Source organism: Sagittula sp. MA-2 (assembly GCF_030126985.1).
Lineage (GTDB): Bacteria > Pseudomonadota > Alphaproteobacteria > Rhodobacterales > Rhodobacteraceae > Sagittula.
The window spans coordinates 1,056,202-1,076,769 of sequence record NZ_CP126145.1; the positions used below are offsets into that span (position 1 = coordinate 1,056,202).

20 protein-coding genes and 1 tRNA gene are annotated in these 20,568 nt (G+C 66.0%); 11 read left to right on the plus strand and 10 right to left on the minus strand.

The annotated features are described in order from the left end of the window. Window positions 1–67: 67 nt before the first annotated feature. Window positions 68–283: a hypothetical protein gene (locus QNI11_RS05315; RefSeq protein ID WP_100927506.1), complete on the minus strand. Its 216-nt coding sequence runs from the start codon at window positions 281–283 to the stop codon at window positions 68–70. A 179-nt stretch (window positions 284–462) separates the two neighbouring features. Here QNI11_RS05315 and QNI11_RS05320 point away from each other — a divergent pair, with 179 nt between their 5' ends. The 5 genes from QNI11_RS05320 to QNI11_RS05340 all read left to right on the plus strand — a co-directional run bounded on the left by QNI11_RS05320 (window position 463) and on the right by QNI11_RS05340 (window position 5,237). After that, window positions 463–720 carry a DUF2312 domain-containing protein gene (locus QNI11_RS05320; RefSeq protein WP_100927505.1) on the plus strand — a complete coding sequence of 86 codons (258 nt, stop codon included), beginning with the start codon at window positions 463–465 and terminating at the stop codon, window positions 718–720. 222 nt (window positions 721–942) lie between these two features. Then, the gene (locus QNI11_RS05325) at window positions 943–2,367 is read left to right on the plus strand and encodes a circularly permuted type 2 ATP-grasp protein (protein ID WP_283982590.1); all 1,425 of its coding nucleotides are present in this window, start codon (window positions 943–945) and stop codon (window positions 2,365–2,367) included. Further along, the gene (locus QNI11_RS05330; protein ID WP_100927503.1) at window positions 2,367–3,308 is read left to right on the plus strand and encodes an alpha-E domain-containing protein; all 942 of its coding nucleotides are present in this window, start codon (window positions 2,367–2,369) and stop codon (window positions 3,306–3,308) included. Before QNI11_RS05325 ends, QNI11_RS05330 begins: the two co-directional genes overlap by 1 nt. A 4-nt stretch (window positions 3,309–3,312) precedes the next feature. Further along, the gene (locus QNI11_RS05335; RefSeq protein WP_100927502.1) at window positions 3,313–4,110 is read left to right on the plus strand and encodes a transglutaminase family protein; all 798 of its coding nucleotides are present in this window, start codon (window positions 3,313–3,315) and stop codon (window positions 4,108–4,110) included. A gap of 362 nt (window positions 4,111–4,472) precedes the next feature. Continuing rightward, a complete protein-coding gene (locus tag QNI11_RS05340) occupies window positions 4,473–5,237 on the plus strand; it encodes a proteasome-type protease (RefSeq protein ID WP_283982593.1) in 765 nt (254 codons plus the stop codon). Between the two features lie 10 nt (window positions 5,238–5,247). Here the strand turns inward: QNI11_RS05340 and QNI11_RS05345 are convergent, their stop codons facing one another. Both QNI11_RS05345 and QNI11_RS05350 read right to left on the minus strand, forming a co-directional pair. Further along, window positions 5,248–6,144, minus strand: a complete 897-nt coding sequence (locus QNI11_RS05345) for a cation diffusion facilitator family transporter (protein WP_283982594.1) — start codon at window positions 6,142–6,144, stop codon at window positions 5,248–5,250. 92 nt (window positions 6,145–6,236) lie between these two features. Then, window positions 6,237–7,403 (minus strand): winged helix-turn-helix domain-containing protein, encoded by a 1,167-nt coding sequence (locus tag QNI11_RS05350; RefSeq protein WP_283982595.1) that lies wholly within the window; start codon window positions 7,401–7,403, stop codon window positions 6,237–6,239. 150 nt (window positions 7,404–7,553) lie between these two features. Between QNI11_RS05350 and QNI11_RS05355 the strand changes: the two genes are divergently transcribed. Then, on the plus strand, window positions 7,554–7,997 hold the full coding sequence (locus QNI11_RS05355; RefSeq protein ID WP_283982596.1) for a thioesterase family protein: 444 nt from the start codon (window positions 7,554–7,556) through the stop codon (window positions 7,995–7,997). A gap of 282 nt (window positions 7,998–8,279) precedes the next feature. Here the strand turns inward: QNI11_RS05355 and QNI11_RS05360 are convergent, their stop codons facing one another. Continuing rightward, window positions 8,280–9,161 (minus strand): hypothetical protein, encoded by an 882-nt coding sequence (locus QNI11_RS05360; RefSeq protein WP_283982597.1) that lies wholly within the window; start codon window positions 9,159–9,161, stop codon window positions 8,280–8,282. A gap of 80 nt (window positions 9,162–9,241) precedes the next feature. Here QNI11_RS05360 and QNI11_RS05365 point away from each other — a divergent pair, with 80 nt between their 5' ends. Then, the gene (locus tag QNI11_RS05365; protein ID WP_283982598.1) at window positions 9,242–10,888 is read left to right on the plus strand and encodes an iron ABC transporter permease; all 1,647 of its coding nucleotides are present in this window, start codon (window positions 9,242–9,244) and stop codon (window positions 10,886–10,888) included. A gap of 335 nt (window positions 10,889–11,223) precedes the next feature. Continuing rightward, window positions 11,224–11,299: transfer RNA gene (locus QNI11_RS05370), tRNA-Thr, on the plus strand. A 628-nt stretch (window positions 11,300–11,927) separates the two neighbouring features. Here the strand turns inward: QNI11_RS05370 and QNI11_RS05375 are convergent. From QNI11_RS05375 to QNI11_RS05400, 6 genes are all read right to left on the minus strand, one after another. Next, complete coding sequence (locus tag QNI11_RS05375; RefSeq protein WP_283982599.1) at window positions 11,928–12,254, minus strand: antibiotic biosynthesis monooxygenase; 327 nt, start codon at window positions 12,252–12,254, stop codon at window positions 11,928–11,930. Window positions 12,255–12,264: 10 nt separating this feature from the next. After that, entirely contained in the window at window positions 12,265–13,029 is a 765-nt protein-coding gene (locus QNI11_RS05380) for a ChaN family lipoprotein (protein WP_283982600.1), read from the minus strand. 9 nt (window positions 13,030–13,038) lie between these two features. Further along, complete coding sequence (locus QNI11_RS05385; protein ID WP_283982601.1) at window positions 13,039–13,821, minus strand: heme ABC transporter ATP-binding protein; 783 nt, start codon at window positions 13,819–13,821, stop codon at window positions 13,039–13,041. After that, on the minus strand, window positions 13,818–14,885 hold the full coding sequence (locus QNI11_RS05390) for an iron ABC transporter permease (protein WP_283982602.1): 1,068 nt from the start codon (window positions 14,883–14,885) through the stop codon (window positions 13,818–13,820). The genes QNI11_RS05385 and QNI11_RS05390 overlap by 4 nt, the downstream gene beginning before the upstream one ends. Window positions 14,886–14,888: 3 nt before the next feature. Further along, window positions 14,889–15,743, minus strand: coding sequence for a hemin ABC transporter substrate-binding protein (locus tag QNI11_RS05395; protein ID WP_373418427.1), 855 nt, complete (start codon window positions 15,741–15,743; stop codon window positions 14,889–14,891). Window positions 15,744–15,950: 207 nt separating this feature from the next. Then, complete coding sequence (locus QNI11_RS05400) at window positions 15,951–17,009, minus strand: hemin-degrading factor (protein WP_283982604.1); 1,059 nt, start codon at window positions 17,007–17,009, stop codon at window positions 15,951–15,953. A 199-nt stretch (window positions 17,010–17,208) separates the two neighbouring features. Here QNI11_RS05400 and QNI11_RS05405 point away from each other — a divergent pair, with 199 nt between their 5' ends. From QNI11_RS05405 to QNI11_RS05415, 3 genes are all read left to right on the plus strand, one after another. Continuing rightward, on the plus strand, window positions 17,209–19,257 hold the full coding sequence (locus tag QNI11_RS05405) for a TonB-dependent receptor plug domain-containing protein (protein ID WP_283982605.1): 2,049 nt from the start codon (window positions 17,209–17,211) through the stop codon (window positions 19,255–19,257). A 175-nt stretch (window positions 19,258–19,432) separates the two neighbouring features. Beyond that, on the plus strand, window positions 19,433–19,873 hold the full coding sequence (locus QNI11_RS05410; protein ID WP_283982606.1) for a hypothetical protein: 441 nt from the start codon (window positions 19,433–19,435) through the stop codon (window positions 19,871–19,873). Continuing rightward, a complete protein-coding gene (locus QNI11_RS05415) occupies window positions 19,873–20,550 on the plus strand; it encodes a MotA/TolQ/ExbB proton channel family protein (protein WP_283982607.1) in 678 nt (225 codons plus the stop codon). The genes QNI11_RS05410 and QNI11_RS05415 overlap by 1 nt, the downstream gene beginning before the upstream one ends. The last annotated feature ends 18 nt before the right edge of the window (window positions 20,551–20,568 follow it).

The window sequence follows — 20,568 nt, forward strand, 5'->3', positions numbered from 1 at the left end:
CCTTGGGAAGTGCGGGCTACCGACCGCCGCGCAGATGACGGGGCAGGGGCTGCGCCGTCAGCTCAACTCACTTCAGGAAGATGCCGGTGATGACCATCATCAGCCCTATGGTCGACAGCATCAGCGCGCCCATGTTCAGCGGCACCACCTTGCGCACCAGCGCGCGCAGCTCTTCGTCGGGCAGGCCCCTGCGGCGGGCGGACCAGACCTTGACGATGCACCAGACGAGACCGGCAAGCCCTGCGAGGGATACCAGTGCGCCGCTCCAGATCAGCCAGGCCATGTCGTCCTCCTCAAGGGTTGCGGATGGGAATTGCGGATGTTGCGTGACCGCCCGCCGCCTAAAGGACGAAGGCCCGTTAGGCAAGACGTTTCGGCAGGGCGGCGCGACTGGCGCGGCATGGGTCTTGATGGGCGCGCGGCACGGCTGTATCGGGAGGGCTCATCCCATGGAGGCAAGACATGCAGGACACCCCGACCGACAGCTACGGCGTGGCCGCCGGAGAGCTCAAGGCATTCATCGAGCGCGTGGAGCGGCTGGAAGAAGAGAAGAAGGACATCTCCGAGCAGATCAAGGAAGTGATGGCAGAGGCCAAGGGCCGCGGCTACGACACCAAGATCCTGCGCAAGGTGATCTCGCTCCGCAAGCGCGACGCCGACGACATCGCCGAGGAAGAGGCGGTCCTCGAGATGTACAAGGCCGCGCTGGGCATGGCCTGAGCCCCCTGGGGCCAAAGCCCGTGCGCGGTGGCGCGCGGGTCCGCTCCGCCCGCGGTCGGGGCGCGTTCCGGCCCGCCTTTGCGATACGCCCAAATATGAGGCAAAACGCCGGGAATTCCGCAAAACGCCTTCCAAGCCGTTGATTGCGCATCCGCCGCACTCTAGCGTTGTTCCCAAGCTGTACTCATACGGCACACCGGAAAACGGGGCACAGGGGGTTGAATGGGCGAGAAGCCGGTCTTTGACGAGATGACGGGCACGGGTGACGAGGTCCGTGGTCCTTACCAGGCGTTCAACAGCTGGTTCGAGGGGGAGGATCCGAAGGACCTCCGCGCGAAACAGCGCGAGGCGGAAGAGCTTTTCCGCCTGACGGGCATCACCTTCAACGTCTACGGGCGCGCCGAGGCCGAGGAACGGCTCATCCCCTTCGACATCATCCCGCGCATCATCTCGGGCCACGAATGGCAGCGGCTGAGCAAGGGGATCGAGCAGCGCGTGCGCGCGCTCAACGCCTTCCTGCACGACATCTACCACGGGCAGGAGATCGTGAAGGCGGGCCGTATCCCCGAACGCATGATCTCGCGCAACGAGGCGTTCGAGCCGCAGATGATCGGCATCACGCCGCCGGGAAAGGTTTACACCCACATCGTCGGCATCGACCTTGTTCGCACCGGCCCCGACCAGTTCTATGTGCTGGAGGACAACGGCCGCACGCCCTCCGGCGTCAGCTACATGCTGGAAAACCGCGAGACCATGCTCCAGATGTTCCCGGAGCTCTTCGCCCACAACCGCGTGCAGCCGGTGCAAACCTACCCGATGGACCTGCTGCAGTCGCTGTCGGAATGCGCGCCGGAAGGGGCAGGCGAAAAGCCCACCGTCGCGGTGATGACGCCGGGCATCTACAACTCCGCCTATTTCGAACACGCCTTCCTCGCCGACCAGATGTCGGTCGAACTGGTGGAGGGCAACGACCTGCGCGTTGTGGACGGACGGCTCGCCATGCGCACCACCCGTGGCTACAAGCCCATCGACGTGGTCTATCGCCGGATCGACGACGCCTTCCTCGACCCGCTGAACTTCAACCCCGAAAGCGCGCTGGGTGTGCCGGGGATCATGGATGTCTACCGTGCGGGCAAGCTGACCATCGCCAACGCGCCGGGCACCGGCATCTGCGACGACAAGGCGATCTACAGCTACATGCCCGAGATCGTCGAGTTCTACACCGGCGAGAAGGCGCTCCTCGAAAACGTGCCGACCTGGCGCTGCGCCGATCCCGACAGCCTGGCCTACGTGCTCGACAACCTGAAGGACCTCGTCGTCAAGGAGGTGCACGGTTCCGGCGGCTACGGCATGCTGATCGGCCCGACCGCGACCAAGAAGGACCTGGCAGAGTTCCGCAGGAAGCTGCAGGCAAGGCCCGCCAACTACATCGCGCAGCCCACGCTGTCGCTGTCGACGGTGCCGATCTTCACCCGCGCAGGGCTGGCCCCGCGGCACGTCGACCTGCGCCCCTTCGTGCTGGTCAGCCCGAAAGGCATCAAGATCACGCCCGGCGGCCTGACCCGCGTGGCGCTCAAGAAAGGCTCCCTCGTGGTGAACTCCTCGCAGGGCGGCGGAACGAAGGACACCTGGGTGCTGCAAGACTGATGCTGGGAAAAACCGCAAACGGCCTGTTCTGGATGTACCGCTCGCTGGAGCGCGCGGAAAACATCGGGCGGCTGATCGAGACGGGCCAGCGCATCGCGCTCACCCGGCTCGGCTCCACCGAGGAAGAATGGAAGTCGGTCCTGCAGACCTCCGGCTCCTACGAACTCTTCATGCAAAGCCACGACGAGGTGACGAAGGAAGCGACCATCGACTGGCTCCTGCGGTCGAAGGACAACCCGTCCTCGGTCATGTCCTCCATCGCCTCGGCGCGGCAGAACGCCCGCATGGTGCGCACCGCGCTAACCACCGAGGTCTGGGAAGCCACCAACGCCGCCTACATGGCCGCGAAGGAAGGACTGGCCCGCCGCGTCAACGAACGCGACCTGCCGGGGGTGCTGCGGCTGATCCGCCAGCGGACCTCCATGGTGCGCGGCGCCACCCACGGCACCATGCTGCGCAACGACATCTACGACTTCTCGCGGCTGGGCACCTTCATAGAACGGGCCGACAACACCGCGCGCATCGTCGACGTGAAATACTACGTGCTTTTGCCCGCTGTGGTCTCTGTCGGGTCCTCCATGGACAACGTCCAATGGGAAATCCTGCTGCGCTCGGTCTCGGCCCGTGGCGGGTTCCGCATGGCCTACGGCGCCTCGCGCGACTCCCGCGACATCGCGCAGTTCCTGATCCTCGACCGCCGGATGCCCCGCAGCCTCGCGTTCTGCATCTCGACCATGCGGTCGAACATGGAATTCCTCACGTCGGAATACGGGCAGGTGACAACCTCTTGCGACATGCTCCGCGCCATGGAAGAGAAGTACCTCAGGCTCGACATCGACGCGGTCTTCGAATTCGGCCTGCACGAGTACCTTCAGGAAATCCAGTCGGTGATCGCGCGCGTCGGGCGCCAGATCGAGATCGACTACCGGTTCTACGAGTGAGATCATGCGGCTGAAAATTTCCCACACGACCCGCTACGCCTTCGACGCTCCCGTGGTCTCCGGGCTGCAACAGCTCCGCCTGACGCCGCGCAGCGGCCGCAACCAGACGGTGACCGACTGGAAGATGACAATCACCGGCGGCAAGCAGGAACTCTCCTACGACGACCACCACCACAACAAGGTGAACCTGATCAGCTTCGACCGCGACGTGACGGAGGTCACAGTCCATTGCGAGGGCGAGGTCGAGGTAAGCGAGAACCACGGCGTCGTCGGCAAGCATGTCGGACCCGTGCCGCTCTGGCTCTACAAGCGCCACACCCCGCGCACCAAGGCGGGCCCCGGCGTCAAGGCGCTGCTGCGCTCGGTCGAGGGCGAAACCGTGCTCGACCGCTGCCACAAGCTGATGGCGGCGCTGGGGGAGGCGGTGAAATACGAGACCGGCAGCTCCGAAAGCACATGGACCGCCGAAGAGGCGGTGACCGAGGGCCGCGGCGTCTGCCAAGACCACACCCATGTCTTCATCGCCTGCGCGCACGAAGCGGGCTGGCCCGCGCGCTACGTGTCGGGCTACCTGATGCTGGACGACACCGTGGCGCAGGACGCGATGCACGCCTGGGCGGAGGTCTTCGTGCCCGATCTGGGCTGGGTCGGCTTCGACGCCTCCAACCAGATGAGCCCCGACGAACGCTATGTCCGCGTGGCCATCGGCCTCGACTACAGCGACGCGGCGCCGGTCAACGGCCTCCGCGTCGGCGGTGAGACCGAGGCGCTGAACGTCGCAATAGAGGTCGCGCAGCAGTAGGCACCGGCCGGATCGGCCTTTCGCAGCGCATGTCTGGCCGGGCTTTTCGGTCGGGCGGCGCGCGTGGTGCCGTCGCCGCGGCGATGTCATCACCGGCTGTCCCCCGGCCTCCTGACCCCGCAGTCCCGCGCATGTTCCGTTACGGCATGCCGGCCCGCGCCGAAACCGGCTGCCCCATCCCCACGACTTGACGCGCCCCTGTCCCGCGTCACCTGAAGGGCGCCAAAGCCCAAACCGTGTCATTCCTGCCCCGGCAGGGCGCTGTGACCCCGCGACATATGCGATTGTCCGGACATCACACTTGATAACGCCGCCAACCAACCCCTAATGCTTGGTCCTTGTCGTGAGTCGGAAAGCAGAAGATGACCTATTGCGTGGGAATGATGCTCGATGGAGGCATGGTGTTCATGTCGGACACCCGGACAAATGCCGGGCTCGACAACATCTCCACCTTCAAGAAGATGACCATCTGGGAAAACCCAGGAGAGCGGGTCATCACGCTCCTGTCCGCCGGCAACCTCGCCACCACGCAGGCCGTCGTCTCCGAACTCGATGAGCGGCTGAAGGCGCCGTCCGAACGCTCGCCCTCGCTCTTGGCCGTGCCGTCGATGTTTCAGGCTGCGCGCCTAGTCGCCGACACCCTGCGCGAGGTCATCGACCGCCACGCCAACGTCGGCCAGCGCGCCGACACCGCCTTCAACGCCACGCTCCTTCTGGGCGGGCAGATCGCCGGCGGGCCGATGCGGCTGTTCCTGATCTACCCCGAAGGCAACTTCATCGAGGCCGGTGGCGACACGCCTTTCTTCCAGACCGGCGAGATCAAATACGGCCGTCCGATCCTCGTGCGCGCCTACGATCCGAAGATGACCTTCGAGGAGGCGATGACCCTCCTGCTGGTCAGCTTCGATTCCACCGTGAAGGCCAACCTGACCGTGGGCCTGCCCTTCGACTACCACTGCTACGAGAAGGACAGCCTGAAGATCGGCCACACCGGCCGCGTCCTGCAGGACGATCCCTACTTCCAGACGGTCAGCCAGGGCTGGGGCAACGCCCTGAAGGACGCGCTGGAACAGCAGCCGAAGTGGACCTTCGACGACGCGCAGAGAAACCCGGAAGACAAGGGCTAGGCCGGGCGCCTCAGCCCTCGTCCACCGGGATCACGCCGCTGTCCTTCGACTTGTGGTCCGGCTCCACGTGGATGGTCGTGCGCACGTCCGGCACCGTGCGGGCCATTTCCCGCTCCACCCGGTCGCAGATCTCGTGGGCGTCGAAGACGGTCATCTCCCCCGGCACCACAAGGTGGAATTCCACGAAGGTCGCGCTGCCCGCGTGGCGGGTCTTCAGGTCGTGCGCCTCCACCGCGCCGGTCGCCTGCGCCGAGATCACCGTGCGGATCTTCTCCTGCACGTCCTCCGGCACCGCCTCGTCCATCAGGCCAGACAGCGAGGCCATGACCACGGTGTAACCGGACCACAGGATGTTCACCGCCACCAGCGCCGCCATGACCGGGTCGAGCACCCACCACCCGGTGAACAGCGCCAGCAGCACGCCGACCGCCACCCCGCCCGAGGTCACAACGTCCGCCCACAGGTGCCTGCCATCCGCCACCAGCGCCGGAGAGCGCAGCTTCCGCCCCTGCCGCACCAGCACAAAGGCCCAGGCCGCGTTCAGCGCCGTGGCGCCGATGTTGACCGCAAGGCCCAGAAGCGGCGCGTCCAGCGGGCGCGGCGCCCAGAACCCCGTCCAGGCCTCGCGCAGGATCAAGAGCGCCGCCACGATGATCAGCACGCCTTCCAGCACCGCGCTGAAGTACTCCGCCTTGTGGTGACCGAAGGGATGGTTGGTGTCGGCCGGCATCGCCGCGACCCGGATCGCGATCAGCGCCGCCAGCGCCGTCGCAAGGTTCACCGTGCTTTCCAGCGCATCGGACAGCAGCGCCACCGATCCGGTCAGCGCCCAGGCCAGCAGTTTCAGCGCCAACACCACGAGGCCGAGGAGGAGGCTGCCGATGGCCAGTTTCAGCTTGTTCGACATGCGCCCGACACCCCGCTCACCCAGTCCCGCGCGCGCCCCGAAGGGGCCCGCCCGCGCTTCGCTTACAGGGGCGGGCAGGGGGCCTCAACCCGTCATTGCCGCCAATGCAGGCGAACCTCCGCCACGCCGGCAAACCGGGCCAGCCGCGCCAGTTCCGCCTCAAGCCGCGCCATGCGCGCCGCGCTGTCGCGCACGCCCGGTTCCTGCCACAGGCGCGTCACGTCCAGCACGCCCCGCGCCCGGTCGGCCTTGGCCTCCAGCCGCCCCACGAAACGGTCGCCCTCCAGCAGCGGGAAGACGTAGTATCCCCACTGGCGCTTTGCGGCGGGCACGAACATCTCCACCGTGTAGTCGAAGCCGAACAGCCGCTTCAGCCGCACCCGGTCGCGGATCGCCGGATCGAAGGGGTTGAGGATGCGCAGCCCGCCGCCCGGGGGGCGGACCGCCTCCAGCCGGGCCTCGATGTCCGGGGCGGCCAGCGCCTTCGTCCATGTGCCGTCCGCCGACTCGACCTCCACCGGGACCCACCACGCGGCGTCGCGTTCGGCCCAGTCCGCCACCTCGGCCACTTCCGCCGCCTCCCAGAACTTGCGCACCTCGCCGGTGGTGGCAAAGCCCAGCCGCTCCAGCGCCGCGCGGCACAGCCAGTCGAGCTGTTCGCGGTCGGACACGTCCGCCCGGCGCAGACCCTCCGGAAAGACCCGCTCCGCCAGATCGTAGACCTTGGTGAACCCGTCGCGGTGGCAGGTCGCCAGCTCGCCCGAATACCACAGGTAATCCAGCGCCTTCTTGTGCGGCGGGCGCACCCACATCTCGCGCTTGCCCTCCACCTTCGTGTCGAAATGCCGGGTCGACAGCGGCCCCTCGTCCGCGATGCGCCGCTTCACCTCGTCCAGCAGCGCCGGGTCGAACCCGCCGTACCAGGCCGACCGGCGCACCATCTCGCGCTTGCGCCGGAACTGGCGCTGCCACATCGGCAGGAACTCCATCGGCAGGACCGAGGCATCGTGGGTGAAATGCTCGAACACCTCGCGCCGCGCCATCATGCGGTCCAGCATCGGCTCGCGGTAGTTGCGGTTGCGGCTCCACAGGATGTGGTGATGGGCACGGCTGACCACCTGGATGCTGTCGAGCTGCACGAAACCCAGCTCGCGCACCATGGCGGCGGGGTCCGGCCTGCCTGCGGTCGGGGCATCCAGCCCGTGCGCGGCCAGCCACAGATGCCGGGCCGCGCGGTTGGGGATCTTCAGGGGGTTCACGGGGCCTCCGAACGTCTTTGGCGCCAAGGTGCAATGAGAACGAAAGGGGATCAACCCGCTTTATGCGGGTCAGGTGCGCGCATCCCGCGCTATGGACCCGCAGCGATGTTTGCTACCGTTCCCACCCGAACCTGCAAAAAGGAGAGCGCGATGGCGGCCCTTGTTTCCTTCCGATCCGTGGTCGACCCCGCGCATTGCGACTTCCTCGGCCACATGAACGTCTCGCGCTACTTCGCGGCCTGTTCCGACGGCGTCTTTGCCATCCAGTCTGAAATGGGTCTGACCGCCAGCGACATGCGCAGCGGGCGGCGGCTGTCCTTCGCCGTGGTCAACGCGCAAAGCGAGTTCCGCGCCGAACTGACGGCGGGCGATGCGATCCGGCTGGAAACCTCCATCGTCACGGTCGGCACGAAGTCGATGACCTTCCGGCACCGGCTGATCCGCTCGGACGGCGACCTGCTGGCTTTCGAGACGGTGTTCAAATGCGTGATGCTGAGCCTCGAAACCCGCCGCGCGGTCGAGGTGCCCGACGATGTCCGCGCCGCGGCAGAGCACTGGTTGGAGCCTGCCGGACAGGCCCGACAGGGGGGGTGAAACGAGGCCGCGGAACAGGTTAACGAAAAAGATTTCCGCGCAACGGTTTGCCGGCCCCCGACTCGGGGCAAAGGTTAACAACCGGCCGGGAATCGGGGTCAAATCGGCCGGTTCGGCCCTTAATGCTGGGGGACCAGACGTTAAGATCCGTTAACCCGTTGCGAGTCCGGGGCAGGGGCCCCACCACATCCTGTGGCCAAACGACCGTGCGCCCCGTTAGACCCCCGCGCGCCCCGTTCACACGAAGGCCATCGGCGTTAGGTTTAATGGTCTCAGGCGCGTTCAGGGCGTGATCAGCGTCACACCCGGCATCCGCGCAATGGTCTCCAGATCGTCCTCGTAGATCTCCGTCAGCATGTCGATATAGGCCGCGTCCCAGCCGGGCAGGTCCACGTCCTGCTCGATCTCCTCGTCCATGGCATACTTGTCGAGGAACGCCGCCATCACCCGCCGCTTCTGCCGCTCGTTGATGCCGGGGTTCTCCGCCAGGAAGGCGCGGAACCGCTTCATGCCTTCCTTGTCGATGATCTGCGCGAACAGATCGAAGGCGCCGCTGATCTTGCGGGTCATCTCGATCCCCGCCATCTCGCGGATGATCTGCCCCCAGATCAGCGGAGTATCCTCGTTGCACCAAAGGGTTATGGGCACCTGCGGCAGCGCGTCCCGGATCCGCCGGATCAGGTCGGACCAGCGCAGATGCATCGGATCGACCCCCGCCATGAAGGCCCCGAAACTGTCGTGCGGGGTCGCGGCAAAGGCCGCCGGAAGGAAGGTCGCCGGGTCACGCAGGCCCATGAAAAGCTCGACCTCGTCGCCGTCGAAGATGTTCGCCAGCGTCTGCAGCCGCGCCTCAGCCTTGAGGTACAAAAGCCCGTTCTGGAACATCAGCTTCGGCACGGAAAAGAAGTTGTCGTTCGACAGCACCAGCCGGTCGATCTTGCCCGGATCGTCCTGGATGATCGCGTCCAGCAGGATCTCGCGCGTCTCCGCGGACGGCTCGGTCCCCTTCAGCATGTTGATGGAATCGCCCAGCAATTTCCGGTACTTGGAAGGGCCGGGAATGGCCACGCCCTCGTGCCGCCAGGCTTCCGCATTGCGCAGGAGACACTTCAGCAGGCGGTCTTCGTCCGTGCAATGCACGCCGGTATGGAGGATCACCTGCATGGGCGGTTGGTCTTTCGGTTGCTCGACGTTGGCACTATAGGGATTTACCACGGGAGGAACACCACGCAAATGGGGCCCAGATGGCACTGACCGAGACACCGATCCGCCGCATGCGTCTTCCCAGCCGCTGGTCCGTGGGCGCCGTCCTGATCGCCGTGATCGTCGTCGCACCGATCGTCGCGGTTCTGGGCATCGCCCTGTTTCCAAGGGAAAACATCTGGCCGCACCTGCTGTCGACGACGCTGCCGCGCTACCTCTGGACCACCGCGCGGCTGATGTTCGGCGTGGGCCTGATCGCCGCGATGGTGGGCACCGGCGCGGCTTGGATGGTGGCGCGCTACGACTTCCCCGGCCGCCGCTGGCTGGAGTGGCTTCTGCTGCTGCCGCTGGCGATCCCGGCCTATGTGGGCGCCTACGCGCTGGTCGACTTCCTCGAATACGCGGGGCCGGTGCAGACCGGGCTGCGCAACCTCTTCGGCTGGCAGACCTCGCGCGACTACTGGTTCCCCGAGATCCGATCCCTCGGCGCCGCGATTCTGGTATTGTCCGCAGCGCTTTACCCCTACGTCTACTTGCTGGCCCGCGCTGCCTTCCGCGAACAGTCGGCCTCCTCCGAAGAGGTCGCCCGCTCGCTCGGCGCAGGCGCCTTCGGGCGGTTCTGGCGCATCGGCCTGCCGCTGGCCCGGCCCGCCATCGCCGCCGGCGTCGCCATCGTCATGATGGAAAGCATCAACGATTTCGGCACGGTGGACTACTTCGCCGTGCAGACCCTGACCACCGGCATCTTCTCCGTCTGGCTGGAATCCAACAACGCGGGCGGCGCCGCGCAGATCGCGTCGGTCGTGCTGCTGCTCGTCGTGCTGCTCGTGGTGCTCGAGAAGGTCTCCCGCCGCCGGATGCGCTTCTTCAACCTCTCCACTCGGCACCGCCCCGCCATGCGCAAACCGCTGACCGGCGCGCCCGCATGGATCGCGACCGCCGCCTGCGCCTTCCCGCTGGCCGTGGGCTTCGTGCTGCCCGCGGGCGTGATCCTCAGCCATGCGCTTGATAACGCGGAGTTCTGGACCGATACGGCGCTCTGGCGGGCAGGGCTGAACACCGCCGTCGTCGGGGGCTCTGCCGCGGTCATCACCGTGCTGGCCGCGATCTTCCTCGTCTACGGCGTGCGCCTGTCGGGGCAGAAGCTGCCGCGCCTCCTGATGCCGGTCACCACCATCGGTTACGCCGCGCCCGGCGCTGTTCTGGGCGTCGGTATCCTGATCCCGCTCGCCGCCATCGACAACACCATGGCCGACGCGATCTGGGGGGCGACGGGCTGGGACCCGGGGCTGGTGCTGACCGGCACCGCCTTCGCGCTGATCCTCGCCTACTGCGTGCGCTTCTTCGCCATCGCGCAGGGTGCGGCCGACGCCGCCATGGGCCGCGTCTCCCCGAACCTGCCGCTGGCCGCCCGGTCGCTTGGCCGGAGCGAGGGGCAGGTGCTGACCGCCGTCTACTACCCGCTGATGCGCGCCTCTGTCGCCTCGGCCCTGCTGCTGGTCTTTGTCGACTGCGTGAAGGAGCTGCCCGCGACCCTTCTGCTGCGCCCCTTCAACTACGAAACGCTGGCCACGCGGGTGCACGAGAAAGCCTCCCTCGAAGCACTGGGAGAGGCCGCCCCGGCGGCGATCCTCGTCATCCTCTTCGGTCTGGCAGCGGTGGGTCTGCTCGCGCGCGCGAACCGGTAAGGGTTTCTTCAGGTTTGAAACGCAGGAAGGTCGCCACGCGCAGGACGGTCATCCTCGATCCGGTGCCGGAGCAGTCGGTCGCCCGTAACCAAGACTAGGTTTTCGCCCGCCCCGCCGTCGACACGGTTCCTCGCGCACTGACTTTGGCCGTGCCGTTGTCGCAGTAGCGATGGTTCGTCGCGCCACAACCCTTGACGGTCTCGCGAGGCAGTGCGGCATTACTCCACTCCCATCCGCCGCCCGACCCGGCAAAGGCGCCCCGCAAGACCCCGCGATGAACTTTGCCTATCGACAGGGAATTGGGATGGTGGTAGTCCGCACACCACCCAGCGAGTGCCCCTATAGCTCAGCTGGTAGAGCAACTGATTTGTAATCAGTAGGTCCGCGGTTCGAGTCCGTGTGGGGGCACCAAATTTCCAAGCAATATCAGATGCTTGGAGGTGTAGTTCAGTTGGCGCCGTGTATGCACGGCTTTGGCTTGCCACAGGCGTGGCTGCACTGGATGACAAGATGGGCGAAGTGCCGTCATTCGCTGCGCATCGCATGAGCGACCGTGAAGCTTAGGAAGAGGTCAGTTGACGCGGTCTCCGGGCGAGACAGACCTCTTAGGTCTTGGCGGACCGGGGGAGGCGCACGTTACGAACACGGTCCTGGCTGACGCTGCCTCAGGCCACGGTCTTGCTCGCAACGGTCCAGGAAGCGTAGGCGGATGCCGAATGGGTCCGTTATGGACATCTCCGGACCCTAGGGCTTTGAATCCAGCCTTGGGTGCATGTGGGGATGCGCCGACAGCGCCGCGTGAAACCTCCGCAGTCCCTCAACATTAACCAGCCCAGTGGATCCGGCGTGGCATCGCCGTGATGCTCGCTCAGGTGCAGGTGAAAAGTGCCCAGACGCACCGAGGCATAGCGTGTCGCGCCCGGGTGGAAGCGGTACTCGCCCGACAGTCGAACTCGGATCGGTCAACGTAGAAGGCGCGCCAGTGCTGCATCGAAGGTGCGGAACAACGGCGCGCTGTGGCTGACGCGCAGGGGCAGGGTCACGCGGGAAGCTTGGCGTCGATGTGCTGGATCGCGGTGAACCCTTCGAAGCGCGGCGCACCTTCGTGCAGCTTGCGCGTCTGGCCCGCGCGGGCGTGGGAGGCGCGGAATTCCTCGCTGGTGGTCCAGGCGCGGAAATGCGCCTCCGTCTGCCAGACCGTGTGCGAGGCATAAAGAACGCGGCCATCCGTCTCGGGGCCCTTCAGCATGTGAAAGGACACGAAACCCTCCATGTCCTGAAGGCGACTCTCGCGGCTCAGCCAAAGCTCCTCGAACTCTGCGGCGTTTTCCAGCGGCACGGTAAAACGGTTCATGGCAAGATACATGGGGGCGTCCTCAGTTGGTCTTCAGGGTGTTGCAGGGGTCATCGCGCGCTGCGGGCGGCACGATCCGGATTTCGTCGAAGGGCACGCCGCTGTCTGCTTCGACGAAGCCCAGGGCATAGGTGCTTACATCCGGCGCGGCGCGGGCGATCATCGCAGGGATTCCCCAGTCGGTGCGGGCATGGCCATTGCCGGCAATCACTGCCACGGGCGGACCGTAGGTCTCCAGCGCCTCGAGCGCTGCCCGGGCGAAGACCGCGTCGCGATAGCGCTGCACCGCGACCATCCCGTCCATCATTTCCAAAGGCATGGCCGCGCAATGCGCGTCGAACTGAAGCTGCCTCCTCGCCTCCAGCTGGTCCTCCGGCAAGTCCGTGTCCAGCCCGAAATGCCCGGCATCCGGCCCGAAGAGCGCGGCGGCACCGTCGGAATAGACCCTGCGTACCGCCTCGCGCGGGGCGGCGGCTCCCACGATGCGGGCGTCGCCCAACCCGTCGAAGATCGGCGCATAGATTTCGAAGTCGCTCCAGCCGCTGGCCTCCCATGCGTCGACGATAGCGTCGCGGTTGGCGTCGGAAACGCGCGCCTCCTCCGCGGTCAGCATCTCGAAGACGACAGCGGTGGGTTCCAGGTCGCTCAGGACGGCAGCCTGGCCCAGATGTGCGTCCGGGTTGTCATGGACCTCGCCCAGAATGACGATATCGGCCACGGGATCGGCCAGCGCGGGTATCGCGAGAAAGAGCAGCAGGGCAGTAGGGATGGAGGCGTTCAGGGGCATTGCTTTCTTTCAGGGAGTGGCCGCATGCGGCAGGATATAGGGTGTTCCGACCGGTGGCGGCGCCGAAACGCGCAGGTCACAGCCGTAGGCGCGCGACAGGATGCCATCGCAAAAGACCTCGCGCGGCGTGCCAAAGGCCAGACGCTGACCCTCCGCCAGAACGGCGACACGGTCGGCGAACATCGCGGTGAGGTTCAGGTCATGCATGACGGCGATCACACCCCCGCCCGCGCGGGCGAAAGTGCGCGCGATCTCCATGACCTGCAACTGATGCGCGATATCGAGGCTGGAGACCGGCTCGTCCAGCAAGAGCCAGCGCGGCCGACCGTCCTCGACCGGGGACCAGACCTGCGCCAGCACGCGGGCCAGCATCACCCGCTGCGCCTCGCCGCCCGAAAGTTCCTGAAAGGTCCGTTCGGCGTAGTGGTCAAGGCCGACCTGGGCCAGCGCCTGCATCGGCACCTCAGGTCGATCCCCGGCGGTGCCCGCCTGCACACCCAGCCGCACGACTTCGAGCACGGTAAAGGGAAAGGCGAGCCTTGCGGCCTGCGGCAGCACAGCGCGCTCGGACGAGAGTTCCCAAGGTTTCAACCTGTCGATGTCGCGGCCGTTCAGCATGACGCGGCCCGAGTATGGCAGTGACGCCGTCAGCGCCCCCAGCAGCGTCGACTTGCCCGAACCATTCGGCCCGACGATGGCGGTAAATTCGCCTGGCTCTGCGCGCAAAGACACTCCGCGCAACGCTTCGCGCCGCCCGTAGAACACGCGGATATCTTCGGCAATCAGGCTCATAGGTCCACCAGTCCGCGACGCTTCAGCAGGATCCAGAGAAAGACCGGCGCGCCAAGCACGGCGGTGACAATGCCGATGGGCAGCTCGGCGGGGGCGATGACCACGCGGGCGATCACATCGGCGAGAATAAGCATGGTCGCGCCCAGCAGCGCCGCATTGGGCAAGAGCGTGCGGTGATCGGGGCCGGAGGCGAGGCGCAGCAGATGCGGCACGACGATGCCGATAAAGCCGATCCCGCCCGCGACGGCGACGGCGGCGCCGGTGGCTCCGGCGACCGTCAGGATCGCAACGGATTTCATCCGCTGCACGTCGATGCCGATATGGGCGGCTGTGGCCTCTCCCAGCGCCAGCCCGTTCAACCCGTGCCCAAGGGTGAGCGACGCGGCAAGCGCCAGCAAGACCAGCGGCCCGGCGGCCAGCACCTTGGCCCAGCTTGCCCCTGCGAGCGATCCCAGTCCCCAGAAGGTCAGGTCGCGCAGCTGGCTGTCGTCGGCGATATAGACCAACACCCCCGACAGCGCGCCCGCCAGTGCCGCAAGCGCGATGCCCGCAAGCAGCATCGTCGCTACCGAGGTGCGACCGTGGCGGGTGGCGACCTTGTAGAGCAGGAGCGTCCCACCCCAGCCGCCAAGGAAGGCGGCGATCGGTACGAGGTGCGGCCCGACCAGCCGCGCGAGGCTCAAGGGCAGCAGGCCCCCCAGTACGATAGCGAGGATCGCGCCGAGGCCGGCCCCTGCGCCAACGCCGACGATGCCGGGATCGGCCAGCGGGTTGCGGAAGAGCCCCTGCATCACCGCGCCGGAAACGGCCAGCGCCGCCCCCACGAGCGCCCCCATGGCCAGCCGGGGCAGACGGATGTCGAACAGGACGACGCGCTCCATCCGGCTCAGCGCCTCGCCCTGCGCCAGCTTGGCCAGCAGGGTGGTCAGGCGCACGTCTGTCGCTCCGGTCTGCAGGCTCAGCGCACAGGCCACCAACAGCGCGGCCGCCAGCAACCCGTGCAGCGCGCGGGCCCGTGCCAGCCTGTCTCGCGGCGGCGTGAAACTGTCGGAAATAGCGGCCACCGCTCAGGCCTCGTCGCCATAGAGCGCCGCGTTGAGATCGCGCACCGCCTCTGCCGTGCGCGGGCCGAAGCCCAGCAACAGCAGCCCGTCCATGCGCACGACGGCACGGGCCTGCGCCGCCGGGGTCAGACGGATCGCGGGCATCTCGAAGAGGGCATCGTTGTCAACGCCGTGGCTGCCGCCGCGCGTCATCATCAGGATGACATCGGGCGCTGCCAGGCCCACTGCTTCGTCGGTGATCTGCTTGTAGCCTTCGTACGCCGTGACCGCGTTGACGCCGCCCGCCATGCGGATGATTGCATCCGCCGCCGTGCCGGTGCCGCTTGCGTTGATCTTGCCGCCCTCGGTCGAGAGCACGAAGAGCACGCGCTTCTTCTCTGCCTCGGGTCGGTCGGCATCGCCAATTGCCGCGGCGAGCGCGCGGCCGACCTCGTCCTTCAGTTCACCGGCTTTCTCGGGCACGTCGAGCGCCGCGCCGATCACCTCGATCTTGTGCAGGATCCCTTCGGCGTCGAGCGCGTTCGGCACCTCGACGAATGCCACATCCGCCGCGCGGATCACGTCAAGAGCCTCGACCGGACCCGCGCCTTCCTCGGAGAGGATGAGCGAGGGGCCGACAGAGAGCACACCTTCAGGCGACAGCGCTCGCATGTATCCCACGTCAGGGAGCGCCATGACGTCGGGTGGATAGCTGGAGGAGGTGTCGCGCGCTTTCAGCCGGTGCTGCTGACCCAGCGCCACGACGATTTCCGTTACGGAGCCGCCGATGGAGACGACATCGGCATGGGGGTTTGGCACGCCCGAACTTTGTTGCGCGCCCACGTTCAGCGCGAGCAAAGCCACAAACATTGACACCATGAGCGCCGTATAAGCCGCAAAATCACCAGACTTGCCTGCTTTGCAAAACATCTATTCGAACCCTTTTTTATCGTCGGCATGCTACTGCTGCCGTTTTCCTTGCATCTGGAACTGTCCGGCCAGAAACGGCAGCATCCGTACTTCGTGGTCACGAATACGACGACGACTGCCGTGGCCATGCCGCGCAGGCCATTGCGTCAAACCTCGTCACGCAGCCACGCTTTCAGCGGCGGGAAGCGCCTCCACGATCCGCGCCCAGTCGGCGCGTGAATCGCGGCCTTCCTTGCCGAGGCCGAAGACCTGGAAAATGATCCCGCCCTCGGCGTCGAATGCTTCGACCGAGACCGCCGGGCCGCGCTGGGTCGGCTTTTCGACGGCCCAGACCTCCGCCACCTTGTCGAGCCGCAAGTGCAGGTTGAAGCCCGGGTCCATGATATTCTGCCATGGCCCCATGGGCTTGAGGGTGCCGATCTTGCCGGAGTGGATCTGTATGCAGCCGCGATTGCCGACAAAGATCATCACCTCGATGCCTGCCGCCTGCACCGCCTCCAGCATGGCATTGGCCGCGGAAGGCTCCAGCGCCCGCACGAAAGGCGCGCCCGCGATGCGGTAAGCGCCCAGACGGTTCATCTTGAGCCTGGAACACAGACGCAGGAACTGGTGGGTATCGGTCAGCTTCGCCCATTCCGCGCGCAGCATGTCGACCTTGTCGGGGCGGGCCTTCGCGGCCTCGGTCGGCGTGCGAGGTGCGACCTCCTGACCTTCGGACTGATCGTCCAGCGCAATCTCCGCCACGACCCCTTCCCACAGGTCATGGTTTGATCCGGCGCGAAGGTGAATCTTGTGAACCGCGTCGCCCGCCGCATCGAAGATCTGCAACGAGCGGCGCGGGGGCTGCCCTGCGTCTGCCTGTGTTTCGACCGCGTAGGCATGAACCCAGTGCGACGGGAAGATTCGCAGGTCGATCTCCTCCGTCAGGGTCATCGCGGCGTGTTCGCCCGGATGGTAATTCCCGTAGGTGCCGACCTTTTCATGCACGCAGGCGCTGACACGGGTCAAAGCCATGACCTCTCCCAGCCGTTCGGCGGCGGGAACGATCAGGTCGGGATGGGCTGCGATCCGCGCTGTGCCCTGACCGATGCTGGCGGCGACGAGCTGCGCTTCGGAAATACCCATGGCATCTGCGGCATCGCGGGCGCGCAGCTTGGGATTGTCAGCCAGAAAGGCACGAATGGCGGAAGGGTCAGACAGGGCTTGCTGCGTCATGGGCATCCTCGGAGGGTTCAAGTGGTCCGATGGCTGCGCGCGGAGGGAGGCGGTGCGTGGCTGTCTCAAATTACTTGACTGTTTTAGTGCGATAAGGTTAACGCTGCAACCCATCGCGATAATGGGTATCGCAAAATAATCACAACCGCCCCGCAAGCCTTCGCAAGCCATGGCCTAAAACTCACGAAGGATGGCGCGAATGCTCACCTCCCTGATGCGCGGCACGACCGCGCTTGTCTGCCTCTCACTGGCCATGCCGGCCTTGGCGCAGGACAGCGACCCCGGCTTTCTCGGAACACTGGTTCTTACCGGCGGCAAGCGCGACCTCAGCTTTGGCACAGCGCTGTCGCGAACGGTCGTTGACGAAGAGGAAATCCAGGACCGGCAAGCCAGCACCGTGGCGCAACTTATCGATTCGGTGCCCGGCGTCACGCTGGTGAACGGCACCACGCCTCAGGGCTCGGGGATCAACATCCGCGGCTTTGGCGCCAATACGACCTACGGCAGCGACCAGAAGATCGCCGTCATGATCGACGGCGCCACGGTCGGTTCCGAAGAGATCTACCGAATCGGCACGCAGCTGTTCACCGATCCGCTCCTCTATCGTCAGGCGGAGGTGCTGCGTGGGACCATCGGCAGCTTTGCCTATGGATCAGGTATCGTTGGCGGCGTGGTGAAGCTGGAAACCAAGGATGCCTCGGACTTCACCGGCGGTGTGCCGGGGTTCGGCGGCTCGCAAACGCTGGAATACAGCTCGAACGGCGATGGTTTTGCCACCTCGACCAATCTCGCGTGGATGCCGACAGAGGGCGCAGAGTTCCTCCTCAACTATACGCTGCGCGATCAGGATGACCTGACCGCCGGAGACGGGAAAACCATCGGCAACAGTGCCTTCCGCACGCCTTCCTACCTCGCCAAGGCGAAGTTCACCTTCGGCGCGGACGACGCTCATTCGCTGACTTTCAGCCATTCCCGCACCGTGGCCGATGACAAGAACGTGCCCTACGACCAGTTCCAGACCTCGGCCGGCTCTTTCGGAAGCGTGGACCGGTTGACGGATACGGAGCAAAGCACGCTGGAGTACCGCTACAATCCCGCGAACGACCTGATCGATCTGACTGCCACGCTTTCCTATGCCGACCAGCAGATCGACACGACCTATATCGACGGCAGTTCGGAATACCAGTTCGGGTCGGCGGAGGACTTCTGCGCCAGTGCCTTCACCGGGGTGGTCTGTGCCGACAACCGTTACCAGACCAAGAAGCTCACGATCTCCAACCGCGCGCTCTTCGCCACAGGTATGGTGCAGCACGACATGCTGGCCGGGGTCGAGGCCATCCGCAAGGAGCGGCTGAACGCCTCATCGGCGCCGGGCGGCACGGATCGGCGGCTGGCGGCCTTCGTCGTGGACGAGATGACCATCGGGCAGGTTACCGTCACGCCCGCGCTGCGGTACGAATCCTCGCGGCTCGAAAGCTCCGAGACGCTGGTCGGAGTGCCGCAGAACTACGAAAAAGATGCGCTCATGGGCGGGCTGGCGCTGGGATATGACTTCGGCAACGGTTTCTCGGTCTTTGGCTCGGCGGCCTATACCGAGGGTCTGCCGCTGATCGACGATCTGGGCGCCTCCGCTACGTCCCAGCGCCGGCTCGACATGACGGAGAAATCCAAGACCTTCGAATTGGGCGCGGCCTACACCGGGATGGATGTCTTTGCGCGGGGCGACAACCTGACCCTGCGCGGCAATCTCTACAAGACGGAGCTTTGGGACATCACCACGTACACCGCATCGGGCGACACCTCGACGGACCTCGACCGGGTGGAAACCAAGGGGGTCGAGCTGGAAGCCTCCTATGGCATGGCTTCGGGTCTTTACTTCGACCTCGCCGGGCACGTCGGCGAAGGCACAGAGTTCGACCCCGATGGCACCAGCGCCGTATGGCGCAACAGCGCGTCGGACCGTGTGCAACTGGCCATCGGCCGGAAGTGGGACGACCGTCTCGACCTGAGCTGGGAAGTCGTTCATGCCACTGACCGCCGTGATTCCGCCGGCGCCGACCTGTCGGACGCCACGGTCCACAACCTGCGCGCCACATGGCGGCCCGCCGATGTGAAATGGCTGGAGGGTTCGGAAGTGCGATTCGGCATCGAAAACGCGCTGGACCTCGACTACGTCGGGCATCTGTCCTCGGCCACGCGCAAGGCGCCGGGGCGTACGTTCAAGGTGGCGCTCACCAAGTCCTTCTGAGGCCCGCAGGACCGGGGGGCATCCCCTCCGGTCCACTTGACCAAGTTATCTCATCGGGTTGCGGCTTGACCTGAAGCGCAGCCCGCCTCGGGCTTTCCTGTTCAGTCAGCCCGGTGGGAACGCCCCTCACCACGGTGCCAGCCATATACCCGACCTCATGCAGGAGACCGCAAGAATGCCACGTGCATTGACTTCGCTACTTGCCGTGACCACCACCGCGCTGCTGGCCTTGCCCGCCCAAGCGCAGGAGGATGCGTCCGACAAGCTGACCATCGAACTGAACTCCATCGAAGCGCAGGACGGCAATTGCCGCATGAGCTTCGTCGTCTTGAACGGCTTTGAAACCGACCTGAAATCCGCCGTCTTCGAAGCGGTGCTCTTCGACAAATCCGGTGCGGTGGACCGGATGACCCTGTTCGACTTCGGGGCGCTGCCAGCGATGCGCACCCGTGTCCGGCAATTCGTCGTGCCGCAACTCAACTGCGACACCCTCGGGCGGGTACTGATCAACGGCGCGCAGACCTGCGAAACGGATACCGAAACGACCGCCGGTGAAGATTTCTGCGGCAAGGCGCTGCACCTGCGCTCGCGGATCGACGTGGAGGTGATCGGCTGATGATGGAGTTGCGGAATGCGATCGAGCGGATCTACGACCTTGGCGGGCCGGTCGTGCTGCTGCTCTGCGCCATGTCGGTCGTGGTGCTTTCGGTGGTGCTCTACAAGCTGTGGCAATTCCATTCGGCTGGTGTCGGGCGGCACATGGCGCTTGGGCAGGCGGTGGCAGCATGGGACGGTGGGGATCGGTCCGATGCGCGGCGGCACCTCAAAAGATCGACGAGCTACCTTGCTCCCGTGATCGCCATGGCCATGGCCGGGCAAGAGGACGGCGCGCGGCTGGAGGCGGAGGCAGAGATGCGCTTTGCCCGCCTGGAGCGTGGATTCCGACTGCTCGATTCGGTGGCGCAACTGGCGCCGCTTCTGGGGCTTTTCGGCACGGTGCTCGGTATGATCTCCGCTTTTCAGGCCCTGCAAGAGGCGGGCAGTCAGGTCGATCCCTCCATTCTGGCTGGCGGCATCTGGGTGGCGCTGCTGACGACGGCGGTGGGGCTGGCCGTGGCCATGCCCACCTCGGTCGTGCTCAGCTGGTTCGAGGCGCGTATGGACAAGGAACGCGTGCTGGCGGGGCAATCTCTGCGCGCCATCCTGTCGCCCGCCGGAAGGGATCAGGGCTTCGGCACACAGCAGGGGCGCATGCCCGAACCGGTCGAACCGCGCAGGCCGTCCCATGCGTAAACGCACCCGCCGTCGCAG

Coding starts and splice junctions, on each gene's coding strand:
- QNI11_RS05315 (WP_100927506.1), bottom strand. CDS start 283: ATGGCCTGGCTGATCTGGAGCGGCGCACTGGTATCCCTCGCAGGGCTT.
- QNI11_RS05320 (WP_100927505.1), top strand. CDS start 463: ATGCAGGACACCCCGACCGACAGCTACGGCGTGGCCGCCGGAGAGCTC.
- QNI11_RS05325 (WP_283982590.1), top strand. CDS start 943: ATGGGCGAGAAGCCGGTCTTTGACGAGATGACGGGCACGGGTGACGAG.
- QNI11_RS05330 (WP_100927503.1), top strand. CDS start 2,367: ATGCTGGGAAAAACCGCAAACGGCCTGTTCTGGATGTACCGCTCGCTG.
- QNI11_RS05335 (WP_100927502.1), top strand. CDS start 3,313: ATGCGGCTGAAAATTTCCCACACGACCCGCTACGCCTTCGACGCTCCC.
- QNI11_RS05340 (WP_283982593.1), top strand. CDS start 4,473: ATGACCTATTGCGTGGGAATGATGCTCGATGGAGGCATGGTGTTCATG.
- QNI11_RS05345 (WP_283982594.1), bottom strand. CDS start 6,144: ATGTCGAACAAGCTGAAACTGGCCATCGGCAGCCTCCTCCTCGGCCTC.
- QNI11_RS05355 (WP_283982596.1), top strand. CDS start 7,554: ATGGCGGCCCTTGTTTCCTTCCGATCCGTGGTCGACCCCGCGCATTGC.
- QNI11_RS05360 (WP_283982597.1), bottom strand. CDS start 9,161: ATGCAGGTGATCCTCCATACCGGCGTGCATTGCACGGACGAAGACCGC.
- QNI11_RS05365 (WP_283982598.1), top strand. CDS start 9,242: ATGGCACTGACCGAGACACCGATCCGCCGCATGCGTCTTCCCAGCCGC.
- QNI11_RS05375 (WP_283982599.1), bottom strand. CDS start 12,254: ATGTATCTTGCCATGAACCGTTTTACCGTGCCGCTGGAAAACGCCGCA.
- QNI11_RS05380 (WP_283982600.1), bottom strand. CDS start 13,029: ATGCCCCTGAACGCCTCCATCCCTACTGCCCTGCTGCTCTTTCTCGCG.
- QNI11_RS05385 (WP_283982601.1), bottom strand. CDS start 13,821: ATGAGCCTGATTGCCGAAGATATCCGCGTGTTCTACGGGCGGCGCGAA.
- QNI11_RS05395 (WP_373418427.1), bottom strand. CDS start 15,743: ATGGTGTCAATGTTTGTGGCTTTGCTCGCGCTGAACGTGGGCGCGCAA.
- QNI11_RS05400 (WP_283982604.1), bottom strand. CDS start 17,009: ATGACGCAGCAAGCCCTGTCTGACCCTTCCGCCATTCGTGCCTTTCTG.
- QNI11_RS05405 (WP_283982605.1), top strand. CDS start 17,209: ATGCTCACCTCCCTGATGCGCGGCACGACCGCGCTTGTCTGCCTCTCA.
- QNI11_RS05410 (WP_283982606.1), top strand. CDS start 19,433: ATGCCACGTGCATTGACTTCGCTACTTGCCGTGACCACCACCGCGCTG.
- QNI11_RS05415 (WP_283982607.1), top strand. CDS start 19,873: ATGATGGAGTTGCGGAATGCGATCGAGCGGATCTACGACCTTGGCGGG.